This window comes from Affinibrenneria salicis, from assembly GCF_008710095.1.
Window position 1 is genome coordinate 97,857 of sequence record NZ_VYKJ01000014.1, and the last position, 18,254, is coordinate 116,110.

Genomic DNA, 18,254 nt, shown 5'->3' on the forward strand with positions numbered 1-18,254 from the left:
ACGCCCCGCCACGTTGCCCGCCGGATAACCCGCGCAATGACAACACAATAGGGTGTTTAGGTTTTGCCTGAATAAACAGTAACAATCCTGCTGTAAACAGCAGCAACAATACATCGGTCCGAAAAGAGAAAACCGTGAATATCTTCACGGTTTTCTGGCTAACGCATCAGTCCCTGTCCCGGTGAAAGATCATACCGGCGGCAGATCGAACAGCAGAATTTCGCTGTCCGCGCGCGCGCGAATCGACAATTCCGCTTCGGCGCGGATCGCCAGCGCGTCGCCGGTTTCCGCGCGCTGACCGTTAACGTCCACCTCGCCGCGCACCACCTGGATCCAGATATTACGGCCGGCCGCCACGGGCCAGACCGCCGCTTCCCCGGCCTGCAGCGCCCAGCGCCACAGCGTCATATCCTGAAAAACGCGCAGCGAGCCGTCGCGCGCGTCCGGCGACAATACGCACTGGCGCCCCTGAACCGCGTCAAAACGCTTCTGCTCATAACGCGGCGGCAAACCGGTTTGCTGCGGAATAATCCAGATCTGGTACAGGTGCAGCACCTTATCGTCCCGGCCGTTGTATTCAGAATGACGGATGCCGGTGCCGGCGCTCATAATCTGAAACTCGCCGGCGTGGATCTGCGCTTTATTGCCCATGCTGTCCTGGTGTTCAATCGTCCCGTCCAGCACATAGGTCAGTATTTCCATATCCCGGTGCGGATGGGTGGGAAAGCCCTGGCCGGCGTCGATACGGTCTTCGTTAATCACGCGCAGCGCCGAGAATCCCATAAAATCAGGATCGTAATAATCGGCGAATGAGAACGTGTGCCAGCTATCCAGCCAGCCATGACTGGCGTGTCCGCGCTGCCGGGCCTGACGTAAATAGATCATAATGTTGCTCCCCGTGGTGTGTCCCTTCAGTCTAGCCGCTACGCGCCGGCAAGAAAGGGCAAAAAACTCACCGCGCTGTTCAAAAAATCAGAACGACATCCGCCGGCCGGACGCGGCTCAGCTCAGGGGCCGCCCGCAAACGGGCGGTCGAGGGTGCATAGCAATGAATAAGCGCCGCGCCGAAGGAAGCGCGCGCGGCGGCGGCCGTCAGATACCGGCCGCGGAGAGATATTTGGCCATTTCCTCCGGCGGCACCATACCGCCGCCGGTGGCCCACACCAGATGAGTGGCGTTGCCCATTGTCTGCGGATCCAGACTCTGCCGCCGCAGCCAGTCGGTCGCCGCCGCAACCCGCCACGGCCCGGCCATTCCGGCCAGCGCCGAGGGTTCCAGTTGAATATGCTGATCGCGGTTGAGCAAACCGAGCAGGTCATACATCTCCTGATCATCCAGCGTATAAAACCCGCTGATCAAACGCGCCATCGCCCGTCCGACAAAACCCGATGGCCGACCGACCGCCAGCCCATCCGCCGCGGTCTTGTTATCAATCCCGATATCCTGCACCGCGATGCGATCGTGCAAACCGGTATACACGCCCAGCAGCATACAGGGTGAGTGGGTCGGCTCGGCGAAAATACAGTGCACGTGATCGCCGAACGCCAGCTTCAGGCCAAAGGCCACCCCGCCTGGCCCGCCGCCCACGCCGCACGGCAAATAGACGAATAGCGGATGCTGTTCGTCCACCTGGATGCCCGCCTCGTCGAACTGCTGTTTCAGGCGCCCGCCGGCCACCGAATAACCCAGAAACAACGTTTTGGAATTCTCGTCGTCGATAAAGAAACAGCGCGGATCGCCGGCGGCCTGTTTACGCCCCTGTTCGACCGCCACGCCGTAATCCTGCTCATACTCCACCACGTTAACGCCGTGTTCGCGCAGACGCTGCTTTTTCCACTCCCGCGCATCGGCCGACATATGCACGCTGACGCCGAAACCCAGCCGGGCGCTCATGATGCCAATCGACATGCCCAGATTGCCGGTCGATCCCACCGCGATGCGGTACTGACTGAAAAACCGGCGGAACGAATCGGTAAACAGCCGGCTGTAATCATCGCTCTCGCGCAGCAGGCCGGCCTCCAGCGCCAGCTTTTCCGCGTGCGCCAGCACTTCATAGATGCCGCCGCGCGCCTTGATCGAGCCGGAAATAGGCAGATGGCTGTCCTTTTTCAACAGCAGACGGCCGTTCAGCGCCCGGCCATAGCGCTGATCCAGCGTGCGCTGCAAAACGGGTAGCGGCTCAACGGCCGACTCAATGATGCCGTTGCTCGCCAGGGTTTCGGGGAAAGCCAGCCGCAGATAAGGAGCGAAGCGCGCCAGACGCTGCGTCGCCTGTTCGACATCGCGCCGCGCCAGCCCGGTATCCGTCAGACCTTCGGCGGTGGTGGTCGCCGCCGGGTTAAACCAGGTTACCGGTCGCAGCGCGATCAGATCGCCGACCAGCGGGCAGCGGGCGACCAGTTGCTCAATAGCGGTGTCTTTCATGTCGTTTCCTCGTCACGGTTACAGGATCCTGCGGAAGAAAGGAACCGGCAGCGTCGCCGGATATTTGACCATCATAGCGCGCAGGCTCAGGCCGCGCGCAGAATAATGGATCTCGCTATTGAACGAAAATCGGCCGACGCGGAAAAATGATAAAAATGCCCGCGCAGCGGCGTAGTCTGGTAGCAAAGCGCCAATCCGGCGACGGGAGGCGGTTTAGCGGACAAAAAAAAGCCAGCACCCGAGCTGGCTAAATAAACACTGGAAGCAATGTGAGCAATGTCGTGCCTTCAGGCGAAGCAACCATGCGATATCAACGCTGAGGCAGCGTCGACGAATTCCTTCTCCCGAAACGCATGGCAATAATAATCATTATCATTCTCGCCTGTAAAGTTTTTTTTGCCGTTTTCCGCGCGCGGCGACTTTAACGGCAAGACGATACGCCATCCGTCTGCCGCCTGCGCGGAGAACGTTTTACTGCAGGAATAAACGGCGCAGGTAATGCGGCACCGCGTCATCGGCATTCGAACCGATCACTTCCAGTTCGGGCAGCAAATCTTTCAGGCGCTGGTGCGCATCGTGCATGATGCAGCCTTTACCCGCCATCGACAACATCTCCAGATCGTTCATGCCGTCGCCGAAGGCGATGCACTCCCCGAGCGAAAAGCCGAGCAGCTTCGCCACCTGCTCCAGCGCATGGCCTTTCGATACCCCGCCGGCCATCACTTCCAGGCAGGTGGTCGAAGAGAAGCTGACGTTCACCCGATCGCCCCAGCGGGCGTTGAACGCTTGCTCCAGCGGCAGCAGCGTTTCGTGCCGTTCGCTGGTGAAGAACACTTTGCACACGCCGTCGGTATCCAGCAGCGCCGGTTCGAACAGCGTGTATTTAAAGGTCGATTCCTGAAAATAGCGCTCTTCTTCTGGGCTGTTGCGGTTCATGAACCAGTCGTCGTTGCGGTAAACGTGGGTCATGATCTCCGGATTGTGATGTTCCATCCCGAACAGATCGCGGGCGATGTCCTGATCCAGATTATGGCTGAAAATCAGCTCGCCCTGCGAATTGTGCACCCGGGCGCCGTTGGAGGTAATCATAAAAGCCTGGATCCCCACGTTGTCGCGCATCTGCCCTACGTCCAGATGGTGCCGTCCGGTGGCGAAGACAAAATGGATACCCCGCTGGGTCAGCAGCTTTAACGTTTCTTTCGTGTAGGGCGTTAGCGTGTGTTCGGGCGACAACAGCGTGCCGTCTAAATCGGAAGCGACAACATGGTACATAACGGCTCATCCAACCTTTGATGATGTGTATTAAGACGGCGTTCGCCGCCGGATTAATGATAACGGGAAAGATAATGCACGATAGCATCGAAAGCCTGCGCCCGGATGTCATCTTTCTCGAATAAAATCTCATGCCGGGCGCCGGCGATCACCTGCAGCGCCGCTATGCCGGCGTGCCCGGCTCGCGCCCGCGCCTGACAGAACAGCGCCTGACTGTGATTATCCACCACCCGATCATCTTCCGCCTGCAGGATCAGCAGCGGCGTGCTCAGATCCGCCGCATCGGCGATAATCCGCTGGCCGGCCAGCAGCGCTTCTCGCAGCCAGTGGTAAGTCGGTCCGCCCACCCGCAGTTCCGGGTAATCGGCATAAAAGTGCACGTTGCGGCGGTAGCGCTCCCGGCTGTGAGTCAGCACATTCATACTATACGGCAGCGGCCGCCATTGTCCGGTACCGATGGCATAATAATCACGCATTGCCGGACGCCGCTCCGCCCAGTCGAGGATACGCCACGCCAGCCAGCGCGGCACCGGTAAATGAATGCCGAACATCGGCGCGCACAGCACCGCGGCGTCAAAGGTTTGCGGCTGCTGTAGCAGAAACTGCGCCAGAATCGCGCCGCCCATCGAATGCGCCACGGCGAAACGCCGCCGGTAATCGCTGCCGGCCAGACAATGGCGCCAAAACAGCGCGACATCCTCGCTATAGTCGCTGAAACGCTCGACATGCCCGCGATGGCGGTCAGCCAGCAGACGGCCGGAACGCCCCTGGCCGCGATGATCCAGAATCAGCACGTCGTACCCCTGGCGGAACAGATCGTAAGCTACTTCGCCGTACTTAACGTAGCTTTCGATGCGGCCGGGGAAAATAGCGATCACGCGGTCGTGGTCCGGCGAGGTAAAACGCGCGTAGCGAATGGGTATGTCGTCCACGCCGTTAAACTCGCCCTCCTGGCGCCGATGCCAAAAATCAAGCAACGAGCCGGTTGCGAAGGCCGCGAATTGGGCTTCCCGCGTTAACAGATCCAGCGAACAGGACGCCATCTACGCATCCCCGGGCGTCGGGATAACCGCGCCCCCGTCAGCCGGCATTGCCGCCGCGCGTCGGTGAACCCATCGCCATCCTGAGATGTTGATCAAATAGACCTCGCAAATGAAGAAACCAGCCTTGCATGATACGCGGTGACGCATGACGATATTGTGTTGTCCAGCCAACCTGACGCGGCTCGAAGCAGCGCCGCCCGGCGCTCGTTCGGGTCCGCTCAACCGCCTGATTTAGCCCAATAGCGATCTGTAGCACAACAAACGACATTGGCGTATTGTGGCATAAAAAATGGCAATCAGGGAGCTTTCGCCATGACCTTAGACTGGTGGTTAACCTATCTGCTTACAACGCTTATTCTGAGTCTTTCCCCCGGTTCCGGCGCCATCAATACCATGAGCACCGGCATCAGCCACGGCTATCGCGGCGCGGTCGCGTCAATCAGCGGTCTGCAGGTTGGGCTGTCTATTCACATTGTGCTGGTTGGCATTGGGCTGGGCGCGCTGCTGTCGCGTTCTCTGCTGGCGTTCGACATTCTGAAGTGGTTCGGCGCCGCTTACCTGATCTGGCTGGGCATTCAACAATGGCGCGCCGCCGGCTCGCTGGACCTGCACACGCTGGCCAGCGCCATGCCGAGGAAACGTCTGTTCAAACGGGCGGTGCTGGTTAATCTGACCAACCCGAAAAGCATCGTGTTTTTGGCCGCGCTGTTCCCGCAGTTTATTATTCCGCATCAGCCGCAGGCCGCTCAGTACCTGGTGCTGGGCGTCACCACGATCGCGGTGGATATTATCGTGATGATTGGTTACGCCACGCTGGCGACCCATATCGCCGGCTGGCTGAAAGGCCCGCGTCAGATGAAGATGCTCAATCGCACATTCGGGTCGCTGTTCGTGCTGGTCGGCGCCCTGCTGGCCACGGCACGGAAATCCGCCTGACAGCGCGCCGTGGCCGTCAGCGGGAAACGATGGGATGCAGGCGGGAGATAACGCGAGCGACGCCCTGTTAGTCCCCATCCTGATTATCGATATGCTCGCGGATCGCCGTCATAAAGGGGACGCCGAAGCGCTCCAGCTTACGGTGCCCTACGCCGTTGATATTCAACAGCTCGGCCGCCGTCAGCGGCATCAGTTCGGCCATTTCCAGCAGGGTGGCGTCGCTGAACACGACGTAAGGCGGAATATTGGCTTCGTCGGCGATAGACTTACGCAGTTTGCGCAGCCGGGCGAATAGTTTGCGGTCGTAGTTGCCGCTGTAGGATTTCTGGCTGGCGCGCGGGCGCAGATTAATCATGCGCGGCACCGCCAGCTGCAGCGGCGACTCGCCGCGCAGGATCGGTCGAGCCGGCTCCGTCAGCTGCAGCGCGGAGTGTCGGGTGATATTCTGGCTCAGCAGACCCAGGTGAATCAGCTGACGCAGCACGCTGACCCAGTGTTCGTGCGATTGCTCGCGGCCGATGCCGTAAACCGGCAGTTTATCGTGGCCGAATTCGCGAATGCGCTGATTGGCGGAGCCGCGCAGCACATCGACGATATAGCCCATGCCGAAACGCTGACCGACCCGGTATACGCAGGACAGCGCTTTTTGCGCGTCCACCAGTCCGTCATAGCGCCGGGGAGGGTCGAGACAAACATCGCAGTTGCCGCACGGCTCCTGACGCCCTTCGCCGAAGTAATTCAACAGCACCAAACGGCGGCAGGTCTGCGCCTCGGCGAAAGCCCCCATCGCGTTCAGTTTATGGCGCTCGATCTCGGTCTGCGGTCCGGCCGGCTTCTCTTCCAGGCAGCGCCGCAGCCAGGCCATGTCAGCCGGGTCATAGAACAGCGCGGCTTCCGCCGCCAGACCGTCGCGCCCGGCGCGACCGGTTTCCTGGTAGTAGGACTCAATGTTGCGCGGGATGTCAAAATGCACCACGAAACGCACATTGGGCTTATTGATCCCCATGCCGAAGGCCACGGTCGCCACCACGACCTGCAAATCGTCGCGCTGAAATGCTTCCTGCACCTCGGCGCGCCGCTGATTATCCAGCCCGGCGTGATAAGCCGCCACGCTCAGCCCACGGCTCTGCAGGCGGGCGCTGATGTCTTCCACCTTCGCCCGGCTATTACAATAAATGATGCCGCTTTTACCGCGCTGCCCCTGTACAAACATCCACAGCTGGTCGAGCGGTTTAAACTTCTCCACCAGCGTGTAGCGGATATTCGGCCGGTCAAAGCTGCTGATCTGAATCAGCGGCTGATCCAAATCCAGCAGACGCACGATATCGCGCCGCGTGGTCTCATCGGCGGTGGCGGTCAGCGCCATCACCGGCAGCCCGGGGAAGCGCGGCCTAAGCTGGCCGAGCGTACGGTATTCCGGCCGGAAATCATGGCCCCACTGTGAAATACAGTGGGCCTCGTCGACGGCGATCAGCGAAGGATTCCAGTGGCTCAGGTGATCCAAAAAGCTATCGGTGGTCAGGCGTTCCGGCGCAATGTACAGCAGTTTAATCTGACCGTTTCGGCAGCCGGCCATCACCTCAAGCTGCTGTTCGCGGCTCTGAGTGGAATTCAGACAGGCGGCGGACACGCCATAGGCCTGCAGCTGGTCCACCTGATCTTTCATCAGAGAAATCAGCGGGGAAACCACCAGCGTCAGCCCGTCGAGGACCAGCGCGGGAATCTGATAGCAGAGGGACTTCCCTCCACCCGTCGGCATCACCACCAGACAATCCTGACCGCCAATCGCGGCGTTAATGATCGTCTGCTGGCCCGGTCGAAATTGCTGGTAGCCGAAGGTATCTCGCAATACCTGCTCAGCCAGCATCTCCTTATTCACTACTTCTGCCGTAGACACGATTTCCCCAACCCGATGAGATAACAGGCGCTATTGTCAGCGTCACGCCCAAAAACTGCAATTATTTCGCCGCGCAATCGGCGCGGCGGACGCCATCCGTCAGAACATATCGTTCAGCGTCACGCCGACGCCGACGCGCGTCTGACGATGGTTATAATCGATCAGCGACTCGCCGTAGCCGCTAAACACCTTCGTATAAAAACGGACGTGACTGGTCAACGGGTAGCTCCAGCCGAGTTCGCCGCTGCCATAGCCGCTGTTCCAGTTGTAGCGCCCTTCCGCGCTAAACACGCTGTCGCCCCAGATATAGCCGACACGCAGTCGATAATACCCCATGTATTTAGTGATATCCGGGTTATCGTCCTGGCTATCGGAAAAACGCAGCCAGGGTTTAACCTCCACCAGCCAGTCGCCGCGCTGGGCCATCAGGCGAGCATAGGCGCGATTCCAGCTGCGCGACGTCGGCTCTTCGCGGCCGTTGGACTGGTGATTCAGACCAATTTCCACATCGCGCAGCGTCCAGCCCAGCAGCTCGTAGCTGGTCGCCCAGCCGAGAAACACCTGCGGCTCATAATCCGTTTCGCGAAACGGCGACGACTCTTTCTTATTCGACAGCTGCCACCACGAACGTTGAGTATAAGAGGCGCCCAGCAAAGAATTCTCGCCCAAAATGCCGCGCCACAAGGGAAATGCGAGGCTAATCTGGAAATTAACCTCGTCCTTCAGCGCATCGTTCGCCCAGTTGTAGCTCTTAATCGCATCTTTATTCAGATTGCTGGTATAGGTGTACAACAGATAGTTGCTCTCATAGGGATAAAGCACAAAGGGATCGTCATGCCTCTGCAGCAGATTAGCGATAATGCTGCCGCGTACCGCGGGTTTATCCTGAGCCGCTTCCGTTTGCGCGTCATCTGCCCGAACCGGCAGGGTGAAAGCAAGCATGGCCATCGACAGGACAACCATGGCCGACGCCACTGATTTATGCATCAATTCTTATTCTCCTGACTAGCGCGAAAAAATTAGCACCCACGGCGTCATACCGACCATCCCGCAAACTGCGGGTGCGTTGTTGAACAGATAACGCCGCATCAACGCTACGGCGCGGAGCCGAAGGCAGCCGCCACGCGGCCCGTCCCGGACTGAACGGCATTGCCCCACGGCGGAACATTTTACACAGATAATGTCGCTTTGAATCGCTGTCATGCCGTTTATCAGTCATTTCTGGAAATAAACAAAAATGCCGCATAAAATTAACATTCAGGCCACATATTATGTCTGTCGGCCACGGCATCCGCCTGAGACCGGCGGCCGCCAGGCACCGCATGGAGGGGCGCGATGTCAACCACCAGCCTGCTAAACCAAAATGAGATTCGCCAGAGAGTCGGCGATATCTTTGTCTACCAGATGCCGTTCAACGGCGAACTGGGACTCGCCCTGAATCAGTTCACGCCAGATAGCGCCCGGCTGAGCTTCGCGCGCGAACAAAAACTCATCGGCAATGCACTGCAGCAAATACTGCACGGCGGGGTGATTGCCGCCGCGCTGGACGTGGCCGCCGGCCTGGTGTGCATCGGCAACGCCCTGCTGCGCGAAAGCGAAATGACGGAGGAAGAGTTGCTGCGGCGCATGGCGCGCATGGGCACGATCGATATCCGGGTCGATTACCTGCGCCCGGGCCGCGGCGAACATTTTACCCTCGTCAGCCATCTGCTGCGCGCCGGCAATAAGGTCGCCGTGGCGCGCGCGGATCTGCACAACGAGCAGATGCTGCATATCGCCAGCGCGACCGGAACCTGGCTGGTGGGCTGAATCGCAGATGAAAGGCGGGGGACATTCGGGTAGACTACGCCCTTTCCGCTTTTCTCATCGAGTCACCGTTCATGGACGCGCCACAAACCCGTCAGGGGATTTTTTTCGCGCTCGGCGCCTATTTTATCTGGGGTATCGCGCCGGTCTATTTCAAAATGCTGCAGCATGTTCCGGCGGATGAAATCCTGACCCACCGCATCATCTGGTCGTTCTTCTTTATGCTGATCCTGCTGAGCGCCAGCCGCAAGTGGCGGCAGGTTCGCCACGCGTTGAGCAATGTAAAACGGCTGCTGTTGCTGGCGCTGACGGCGCTGCTGATCGGCGGCAACTGGCTGCTGTACATCTGGGCCGTCAATAACCACCACATGCTGGAAGCCAGCCTGGGCTATTTCATCAACCCGCTGGTGAACGTGCTGCTGGGCATTTTGTTTCTGGGCGAGCGTTTTCGCCGCATGCAGTGGCTGGCGGTAGCGCTGGCCATTGGCGGCGTCTTGATCCAGCTGTGGCAGTTCGGTTCGCTGCCGATCATCGGGCTAAGTCTGGCCTTCAGCTTCGCCCTGTATGGTCTGCTGCGTAAGAAAATCGGCATTGACGGGCAGATCGGTATGATGATTGAAACGCTGTGGCTGCTGCCGGCCGCCTGCGTGTATCTGTTTTTTATCGCCGATACGCCCAGCAGCCATCTGCAAAACAACCCCTGGGCGCTCAATCTGCTGTTGGTTTCCGCCGGCGTAATCACTACCGTGCCGCTGCTGCTGTTCACCGCCGCCGCCGTGCGCCTGCGGCTCTCCACCCTCGGCTTCTTTCAGTATCTCGGCCCGACGCTGATGTTCATTCTGGCGGTCGTCTTTTACGATGAGGCCATCGGCCAGGATAAACTGCTGACGTTTGGCTTTATCTGGGGCGCGCTGGCGCTGTTTATCATCGACGCCATCGTTAATCAGCGCCGGATGCGCCGTTTGCAGACCGGCACGGCCAGGCCATAAACGCCGCGGGTCGCCCCGCGGCCGCGTTTACAGCCAGTTCTTGCTCTTGAAATAGAGATACGGCGCCAGACCGGCGAGGATCATCAGCACAATGGCGCCCGGATAGCCGAACGACCAGCTCAGCTCAGGCATAAACTCAAAGTTCATGCCGTAGCTGGAGGCGACCAGCGTCGGCGGCAGGAACACCACCGAGACCACCGAGAAGATCTTAATGATGCGGCTCTGTTCGATATTGATAAAGCCCATCGCCGCCTGCATCAGAAAGTTCACCTTCTGGAACAGCGACTCGTTGTGCGGCAGCAGAGATTCGATATCGCGCAGGATTTCCCGCGCCTGCTCCAGCTGGCCGGAAGGCAGACGCGCCTTGCGCACCAGGAAATTCAGCGCGCGCTGGGTATCCATCAGGCACAGCCGGACCTTCCAGCCGATATCCTCCAGCTCCGCCAGCGTAGACAGCGCTTCGTCATACTCTTCGCCCTGACGGCCTTCCATAATCACGCGGCTCAGCGACTCCAGATCGCTGTAAATCGTTTCAATTTCGTCCGCCAGCTGTTCAATTTTGGTTTCAAACAGATCGAGCAGCAGCTCATAGGCGTTGCCGTCCGTCAGGGTCTGGTTGCGCGCACGCATCCGGTATAGGCGAAACGCCGGCAGCTCGCGCTCGCGCAGCGTATACAGGCGGCCGTCGCGGATGGTAAAAGCGACGGTTGCGTTACCGGCGTGATCTTCCGCATCTTCGAAGAAGAAGAAGGAGTGAATATGCAGGCCGTCCTCATCTTCAAAAAAACGCGCGGACGCCTCGATGTCCTCCAGTTCCGGCCGGGTCGCCAGTTCCTGACCCAGCTCCTGATGGACCTTTTCCCGCTCGTTATCATCCGGCTCGATTAGATCGACCCAGAGCGAGGTGGTGAGATCATCCGAATCATCCAGTTCCAGACGAGATAAACGACATTGATCCAGTTTAAATGCGCTCAGCATAGGCAATAGCTCCCTGTGTAATATCAAGATGGACAGCGCCATGAAGCACAAGAAACCGGGGGCGAAACATCGCCAGCTGATTTCAGACCGTTCGACAGATCTGACTCGGAGCGACAGGAGGGAGCATGTCGCCGACAACCACTAAGGCTATCAGCGCGCAGGAAGATAGCCTTAGAAGTTGTACCTGATTAACAGGTTATTGAGCCACCATCGACTGGGTGTGTCCAAGGCGTGAGTCCTCCGGGAATAATGATGCGCGCATGTTACGCCGAGATGAAAAAGCCTGTCAACTCGAAAACCGTGAACAAAAAGCGCGCGCGCTGGCGAAAAATCGGGCTAAACGGCGCGCTGCCGGGCCTGCGGCGACGTGCGGGGCTCGCGCCGTCGCGCTGGCGACGGCATCATATTATTCCCCTGCGCCGCCTCCCGGGCTATTCATCCTCCGGCAGCCAGGCGGTAACCCGGGCCGGAAAGCTGGGCATTGCGGCGAAGTTCGGCCAGCTGACGTGAATCCAGGCGCCGGTCGCCGGCAACAGCGACAAATTGTTCAGCACTTCGACCTGACAGGCGTTGCGGTTGAGCACATAGTATTCGCCATCCAGCCCGTTATTGCGCCGGAAATCCACCCCGGCGTCGGTATCCAGCGTTTCATGGCCGATGGCGCTGACGCCGCGTTGCTCAAACAGAAAGCGCAGCGCTTCCAGCGACCAGCCGGGCGTATGGCTATCGCCCTGCGCATCCCGATTGGCGAAGGCGTCGGCATCAGGCCAGCGCCGGCACCAGTCGCTGGCGAACGCGACAAAACTGCCGGCCGGAATGGCGCCATACTGCCGTTCAAACTGCGCGATATCCCCGACGCTCAGGCGATAATCCGCGTCCCGCGCCACCTCGGCCTCCTTATGGATGACCAACAGCGGCAACAGCAGCTCTTTGCTGTCCACGCCGTCCAGACAGCGTTTATCGGCGACGAAGTGGCCCGGCGCATCGATGTGCGTTCCGGTCGGCGTGGTAAAAGTGATTTCCTGCGCGTAAAAACCGTGTTGTTCCACGGTAAACAGCGTTTTACTCCGCATATTGCTGAACGCGCTGAACACCGGGCTGGCGCTTGTCACCGGGTGGGTTAAATCAACCCATTTCTTTTTCTTTAATGCGTGAATAATTTGATCCAGCGTCATGTACTCATGCCTCATGTCCATTGAACAAAATAAACCAGTCCGGTTCGCGGTTGTGTCAACGGATAACGGCGTCGCTCTACAAGAATGAAGAAGATAACCTGTTGTTATCACAGCCCGGGAACCCGCCTGGTCATCTGAGAGTACCACATCTATACCCTAAATAATTCGGGTTGCCGGAAGGCGGCGGGCGGGGAGGGAAACGGATCCGATATGGTATTGAGCGGGCCGGGCGACGCCCGACCCTGGCGGATAACGGGGGCCGGCTTAACTCGCAGGCCGCTGAAAAGAGGTCAGACGATCTCCAGCCGGGCGTAGGCGGCAACCAGCCACTTGATGCCCTGGCCCTGGAACGCCACCTGCAAACGGCAGTGTTCGCCGCTGCCTTCCAGATTGATAATGGTGCCGGCGCCGAACTTCGGATGCTGCACCCGCTGGCCCAGCGTGTAGCCGCTGTCGTTTTCCGCCACCGGCGTTCCCAGCCGCTGATGGTTGACCGGCCGCGAAACGCTGGCGCGCAGCCGGACTTCTTCCACGCACTCCACCGGCAGCTCGCCGACAAAGCGCGAAGGACGATGATAAACTTCTTTGCCGTACAGGCGACGCGTTTCCGCCCAGGTCAGCGTCAGCTTTTCCATCGCGCGCGTCACGCCGACATAGGCCAGCCGCCGCTCCTCTTCCAGCCGTCCGCCTTCATCCAGCGACATCTGACTGGGGAACATGCCCTCCTCCATCCCGACGATAAACACCTGCGGAAACTCCAGCCCTTTGGCCGAGTGCAGCGTCATCAGCTGCGCCGCATCCTGATTGGCGTCGGCTTGCCCCTCGCCCGCCTCCAGCGCGGCGTGCGACAGAAACGCCTGCAGCGGCATCAGGTCCTCGTCTTCATCCTGATAGCTGAACTGGCGGGTGGCGGTCACCAATTCCTCCAGGTTTTCGATGCGCGCCTGACCCTTTTCGCCTTTTTCCTGCTGGTACATACTCCACAGGCCGGAGTCTTTAATCACCCGGTCGGTCTGTACGTGCAGCGACATATCCGTAGTCTCGCGCGCCAGCGAATCCACCAGCTCGATAAAACGCTGCAGCGCGCCGGCGGCCCGGCCGGCCAGCGCCTTTTCCTGCAGCAGGGCGCGCGCGGTCTGCCACAGCGTCAGTTGACGATCGCGCGCGCCCTGGCGCACCACGTCCAGCGTACGGTCGCCGATGCCGCGCGTCGGCGTATTGACCACCCGTTCAAACGCCGCGTCGTCGTTACGATTGGCGATCAGGCGCAAATAAGCCAGCGCGTCCTTGATTTCCTGCCGTTCGAAGAAGCGCTGACCGCCATAGATGCGATAAGGCATGTTCTGTTGCAGCAACGCCTCTTCCAGTACGCGCGACTGGGCGTTGCTGCGGTACAGAATGGCGCACTCGCGCAGCGCGCCGCCGCCTTCCTGCCACACCTTTATGCGGTTGACCACATAGCGCGCTTCGTCCAGTTCGTTAAAGGCGCAGTAGAGCGAAATCGGCGCGCCTTCGGCGCCTTCGGTCCACAGATTTTTCCCCAACCGCCCGCCGTTGTGGGCGATGAGCGCATTGGCCGCGTTGAGGATATTGCTGGTGGAGCGGTAATTCTGTTCCAGCCTGATGGTTTGGGCCGCCGGGAAATCGCGCAGAAAGTGCTGAATGTTCTCCACCTGCGCGCCGCGCCAGCCGTAGATCGACTGATCGTCATCGCCGACGATCATCACATTGGCGCGCTCGCCCGCCAGCAGCCGGATCCAGGCGTACTGAATGTTGTTGGTGTCCTGGAATTCATCGACCAGAATATTGCTAAAGCGTTCGCGGTAGTGGTTCAGGATATGCGGCTTATTCAGCCACAGCTCGTGCGCGCGCAGCAACAGCTCGGCGAAATCGACCAGCCCGGCCCGATCGCAGGCCTCCTGATAGGCCTGATAAACGCGCAGCCACGTCTGCTCCACCGGGTTGCCGTAACTTTCGACATGCGCCGGACGCAGGCCGTCATCCTTTTTGCCGTTGATGTACCACATGGCCTGCCGCGGCGGCCACTGCTTCTCATCCAGATTCAGCGCGCGAATCAGCCGCTTCAGCAGACGCAGTTGATCATCGCCGTCGAGGATCTGAAAATCCTGCGGCAGCCCGGCGTCCAGATGATGCGCCCGCAGCAGCCGATGGGCCAGACCGTGAAACGTGCCGATCCACATGCCGCCCTGACTGGTGCCGATCAACTCGTTGATCCGATGGCGCATTTCAGCCGCCGCTTTGTTGGTGAAGGTTACGGCCATAATCGAATACGGCGAATTATTTTCGACCGTCAGCAGCCAGGCGATACGGTGCACCAGCACTCTCGTTTTGCCGCTGCCCGCGCCTGCCAGCACCAGCAGGTTGCCGCGCGGAGCGGCGACCGCTTCGCGTTGTTTGTCATTCAGGCCATCGAGCAGGTCAGAAACGTCCATAGATACTGGTTATCCGCTAAGGTGAAACGCAACGCCGGGCGGCGCCGCATTCTACTGATGATTTATACAGAACAATGAGGGGATTATAACAATGCTGTCAGCGATGCCAACCGGGAAATCTCCAGATGGGGCAGTAAACGACTGTCCGGCGCGCTCAGCAGGTCGCGTTCGCGGTCGTTAATCCAGCAGGACTGAGCGCCGCAGCGCAGCGCGCCCGCCACATCGGTGATCAGATCGTCGCCGACGTGCAGCAGCCCGCGCAGCGGTATACCCAGCCGATCCGCCGCCGCATGATACATATCGCGCCAGGGTTTAGCGCGGCCGTGCGGACCGGCGCGCAGGGTGAAGGCGAAGTAGCCGCCCAGTCCGCAGACGTCCGGGTTGGCGTTGCCGTTGGTGATCGCCACCAGCGGCCAGCGCTGCGCCAGCGCGCTCAGCGTGTCGTGCGTTTCCTGCGGTACGGTGATGCAGCTGCGCCAGCGGGCGAAATTCTCCATCGCCGCATCGGCGCCGTCCTCAGCCTCCGTGCGGCTTAGCCCGCGCCGCGTCAACGCCAGCCGCACCGACTGCCAGCGCCATTCGGTCACATCGTGACAGATCTCCGGGTCCTGCTCGCCCAGCTCGGCCCGCAGATGCTGTAAATCCTCCACGCGCAGCTCACGCAGCGCCGGATGATAGCGCTGAATGAAATCGAGCGATTCGCGCTCCGTACGCGCGATCACCGGCCGGTTGTCATACAGGGTATCATCCAGATCGAACGAAATAACGGACAGCGAATGCAGCGGGCGATAGAAATACATCAGGTTTTTCCTCGTTTGGCGCGCGGATGAGCGGCATCATACACCGATGCCAGATGTTGAAAGTCCAGATGCGTATAGATTTGCGTGGTCGACAGACTGGCATGCCCAAGCAGTTCCTGCACCGCGCGCAAATCTCCGCTCGACTCCAGCACGTGGGTGGCGAACGAATGGCGCAGCTTATGCGGATGAATATGACTGTTCACGCCCTGTTTCACCCCCCACTCGGCGAAACGCTTCTGCACATTGCGCATCGAGATACGGCGCCCCAGACTGGAGACGAACAACGCGTCGTCCTGCGGCGCATAAATATCGCGCAGGGACAGCCAGTGCGTCAGCCAGGTCGCGGCCTTGCCGCCCAGCGGCAGCTTGCGCTCCTTGCTGCCCTTGCCGGTGACGCGCAGATCGCCCGCCGCCAGATCGACATCGCCGCAGTTCATTCCCACCAGCTCCGCCAGACGCAGCCCCGCGCCGTACATCACTTCCAGCATGGCCCGATCGCGCACCGCCAGCGGATCGGATGAATCGATATCCAGCAGTTGATCGACCTCGTCCACATCCATATTCTTCGGCAGCGGACGGCCGGCGCGCGGCGCGGAAACCCCTTTAGCCGGGTTGGCGCTCAGCCGCCCCTGGCTTACCTGCCAGTTCAGAAAACTGCGCAGCGCCGACAGCCGCAGCGCCATGCTGGACGATTTCAGTCCTTCTCGTTTGCTGCGCGTCACGATAGAACGCACGCCGGCCGCGTCCAGCTGCGTCCAGTCGCTGAGACCGAAGCTCTGCGCCACGTCGACTACCGCCTCCAGCTGATGCTGATAGCTGCTCTGGGTCAGCGGGCTAAGCTGCCGCTCCACCCGCAGATAGCGCAAAAATTCCGCCACGGCGGACAGCAGAGGCGAATCCGCTTCACTCATGCTCGTTCGACCCAGCGTTCCAGCATGGCCGGCAGCATCGTCGCCAGTTGCTGGAGCAGAACGGTGCCCATGCCATCCTGATAGTGATAGCTGTCGCGGCTGCTGAAAATCAGCACGCCCAGCTCCTCATTGCCGCCCATCAGCGACAGCGCTACCGAACCAACCTGCTTCGCCTGCGGCAGCAGCAGCAGCAGTTCCGGCCCGTTCAGGCCGCCCAGATAATGATTTTTCTGGCCGAGACGCTGAATGCGCAGCGGCTCGAACAGCGTGCGCGACAGCGCCAGATGGGTGAAGTCGGACGGGGCGCCGATGCGCCATTTATCGCTGAACAGGCGAACCGACGCGCCGGCCAGACCGAGCTTGCGCGCCCAGCGCTGCAAACGATCCAGCATGTCATGCAGGCTATCGGCTCCGGCCAGCTGCGTCTGCAGCTGCAGCAACTGATGGAACAGGCGCTCATTGATGTGCGCCTGTTCCATCAGCAGGGTGATCTCTTCTTCCAGCTGAGCGATATGATGGCGCTGACGCGCCAGTTGCCACTCAACCAGCGAAACCGTGCCGCGCACCGGATGAGGGATCTGCATTTGTTCAATATGCCACGCGTTGCGAATGAAAAAGTCGGGATGCTGCTGTAAAAACTGCAGCACCCGCTCATCGCTCAGTTCGCCCGCGCGCTCCGCCTGCTCTTCGACATTCTTCATAAATGAATAAATCCATCGTAGACATGGGTTGCCGGCCCGGTCAGAAACAGCGGCTTGCCCGGCCCCTCCCAGAGAATATCCAGATGACCGCGCGGCAATTCAACCCGCACCTGCGGGCTCAACAACGCCTGCTGGATGCCCACCGCCACCGCGGCGCAAGCCCCGCTGCCGCAGGCCAGCGTTTCGCCGACGCCGCGTTCGAACACCCGCAGCCGGATGTGCTCGCGGCTGACAACCTGCATAAACCCGATATTCGCCCGCTCGGGAAAACGCTCATGCCGTTCCAGCAGCGGACCGAGCACGTCCACCTTCGCCGTCTCCACATCGTCCACCTGGATCACGCAGTGCGGGTTGCCCATCGACACCACGCCGCACAACACAGTGTGCTCCGCGCTGCGCATGATATAGGTCTTTTCCGCTTTGGCCGCGCGGAACGGCACCTGCTGCGGTTCGAAGTTGGGTTCGCCCATATTGACCCGCACCAGATCGTCGTCGGTAATGCTGAGCACCATGCGCCCCGTATGGGTGCTGACGCAGATATCGCGCTTGTTGGTCAGCCCTTTCAGGCGAACAAAACGGGCGAAACAGCGGGCGCCGTTGCCGCACTGCGCCACTTCGCTGCCGTCGGCATTAAAAATACGGTAATGGAAATCCAGTTCGGGATCGTACGGCGGTTCGATGACCAGCAACTGATCGAACCCCACCCCGGTATAGCGATCCGCCAGCCGGCGAATAAGATCCGGGGAAAAAAAGACATTCTGTGTAACAGCATCGACAACCATAAAATCGTTGCCCAAACCGTGCATTTTAGAGAACTGCATTATCCTGACTCCGCTGACTTAACCGGGCGCGCTAAATCGCTCTATCGT

At 60.0% G+C, this 18,254-nt stretch carries 16 protein-coding genes; 3 read left to right on the plus strand and 13 right to left on the minus strand.

Annotated elements, in window-relative coordinates:
- Positions 1-189 precede the first annotated feature (189 nt).
- From FJU30_RS21765 to pldB, 4 genes are all read right to left on the minus strand, one after another.
- The gene (locus FJU30_RS21765; RefSeq protein ID WP_150437076.1) at positions 190-885 is read right to left on the minus strand and encodes a pirin family protein; all 696 of its coding nucleotides are present in this window, start codon (positions 883-885) and stop codon (positions 190-192) included.
- Between the two features lie 207 nt (positions 886-1,092).
- Positions 1,093-2,424, minus strand: coding sequence for a D-serine ammonia-lyase (locus FJU30_RS21770; protein ID WP_150437077.1), 1,332 nt, complete (start codon positions 2,422-2,424; stop codon positions 1,093-1,095).
- 471 nt (positions 2,425-2,895) lie between these two features.
- Positions 2,896-3,696: a sugar/pyridoxal phosphate phosphatase YigL gene (gene yigL / locus FJU30_RS21775; protein WP_150437078.1), complete on the minus strand. Its 801-nt coding sequence runs from the start codon at positions 3,694-3,696 to the stop codon at positions 2,896-2,898.
- Positions 3,697-3,749: 53 nt separating this feature from the next.
- On the minus strand, positions 3,750-4,739 hold the full coding sequence (gene pldB / locus FJU30_RS21780; RefSeq protein ID WP_150437079.1) for a lysophospholipase L2: 990 nt from the start codon (positions 4,737-4,739) through the stop codon (positions 3,750-3,752).
- 312 nt (positions 4,740-5,051) lie between these two features.
- On the opposite strand from pldB, the gene rhtB reads away from it, so the two are divergent.
- On the plus strand, positions 5,052-5,675 hold the full coding sequence (rhtB, locus tag FJU30_RS21785; RefSeq protein ID WP_150437080.1) for a homoserine/homoserine lactone efflux protein: 624 nt from the start codon (positions 5,052-5,054) through the stop codon (positions 5,673-5,675).
- Positions 5,676-5,742: 67 nt separating this feature from the next.
- Here rhtB and recQ read toward each other — a convergent pair whose 3' ends face one another.
- Together recQ and pldA are read right to left on the minus strand one after the other, a co-directional pair.
- The gene (recQ, locus tag FJU30_RS21790; protein ID WP_150437081.1) at positions 5,743-7,572 is read right to left on the minus strand and encodes an ATP-dependent DNA helicase RecQ; all 1,830 of its coding nucleotides are present in this window, start codon (positions 7,570-7,572) and stop codon (positions 5,743-5,745) included.
- Positions 7,573-7,671: 99 nt separating this feature from the next.
- Positions 7,672-8,520, minus strand: coding sequence for a phospholipase A (pldA, locus tag FJU30_RS21795; RefSeq protein ID WP_395858725.1), 849 nt, complete (start codon positions 8,518-8,520; stop codon positions 7,672-7,674).
- Between the two features lie 387 nt (positions 8,521-8,907).
- Here pldA and FJU30_RS21800 point away from each other — a divergent pair, with 387 nt between their 5' ends.
- Positions 8,908-9,381 (plus strand): thioesterase family protein, encoded by a 474-nt coding sequence (locus FJU30_RS21800; protein ID WP_150437082.1) that lies wholly within the window; start codon positions 8,908-8,910, stop codon positions 9,379-9,381.
- 71 nt (positions 9,382-9,452) lie between these two features.
- Positions 9,453-10,367: an EamA family transporter RarD gene (rarD, locus tag FJU30_RS21805; protein WP_150437083.1), complete on the plus strand. Its 915-nt coding sequence runs from the start codon at positions 9,453-9,455 to the stop codon at positions 10,365-10,367.
- 27 nt (positions 10,368-10,394) lie between these two features.
- Here the strand turns inward: rarD and corA are convergent, their stop codons facing one another.
- The 7 genes from corA to dapF form a co-directional block, all read right to left on the minus strand.
- The gene (corA, locus tag FJU30_RS21810) at positions 10,395-11,345 is read right to left on the minus strand and encodes a magnesium/cobalt transporter CorA (RefSeq protein WP_150437084.1); all 951 of its coding nucleotides are present in this window, start codon (positions 11,343-11,345) and stop codon (positions 10,395-10,397) included.
- Between the two features lie 431 nt (positions 11,346-11,776).
- Positions 11,777-12,520 carry a cyclase family protein gene (locus FJU30_RS21815; RefSeq protein ID WP_150437085.1) on the minus strand — a complete coding sequence of 248 codons (744 nt, stop codon included), beginning with the start codon at positions 12,518-12,520 and terminating at the stop codon, positions 11,777-11,779.
- 290 nt (positions 12,521-12,810) lie between these two features.
- Positions 12,811-14,973, minus strand: a complete 2,163-nt coding sequence (gene uvrD / locus FJU30_RS21820; RefSeq protein WP_150437086.1) for a DNA helicase II — start codon at positions 14,971-14,973, stop codon at positions 12,811-12,813.
- An 83-nt stretch (positions 14,974-15,056) separates the two neighbouring features.
- Positions 15,057-15,773 carry a 5-amino-6-(5-phospho-D-ribitylamino)uracil phosphatase YigB gene (gene yigB, locus FJU30_RS21825; protein ID WP_150437087.1) on the minus strand — a complete coding sequence of 239 codons (717 nt, stop codon included), beginning with the start codon at positions 15,771-15,773 and terminating at the stop codon, positions 15,057-15,059.
- On the minus strand, positions 15,773-16,684 hold the full coding sequence (gene xerC, locus FJU30_RS21830) for a tyrosine recombinase XerC (protein WP_150437088.1): 912 nt from the start codon (positions 16,682-16,684) through the stop codon (positions 15,773-15,775). Before xerC ends, yigB begins: the two co-directional genes overlap by 1 nt.
- Positions 16,681-17,385: a DUF484 domain-containing protein gene (locus FJU30_RS21835; RefSeq protein WP_150437089.1), complete on the minus strand. Its 705-nt coding sequence runs from the start codon at positions 17,383-17,385 to the stop codon at positions 16,681-16,683. Before FJU30_RS21835 ends, xerC begins: the two co-directional genes overlap by 4 nt.
- Positions 17,382-18,206, minus strand: a complete 825-nt coding sequence (gene dapF, locus FJU30_RS21840) for a diaminopimelate epimerase (protein WP_150437090.1) — start codon at positions 18,204-18,206, stop codon at positions 17,382-17,384. The genes FJU30_RS21835 and dapF overlap by 4 nt, the downstream gene beginning before the upstream one ends.
- Positions 18,207-18,254: the final 48 nt, after the last annotated feature.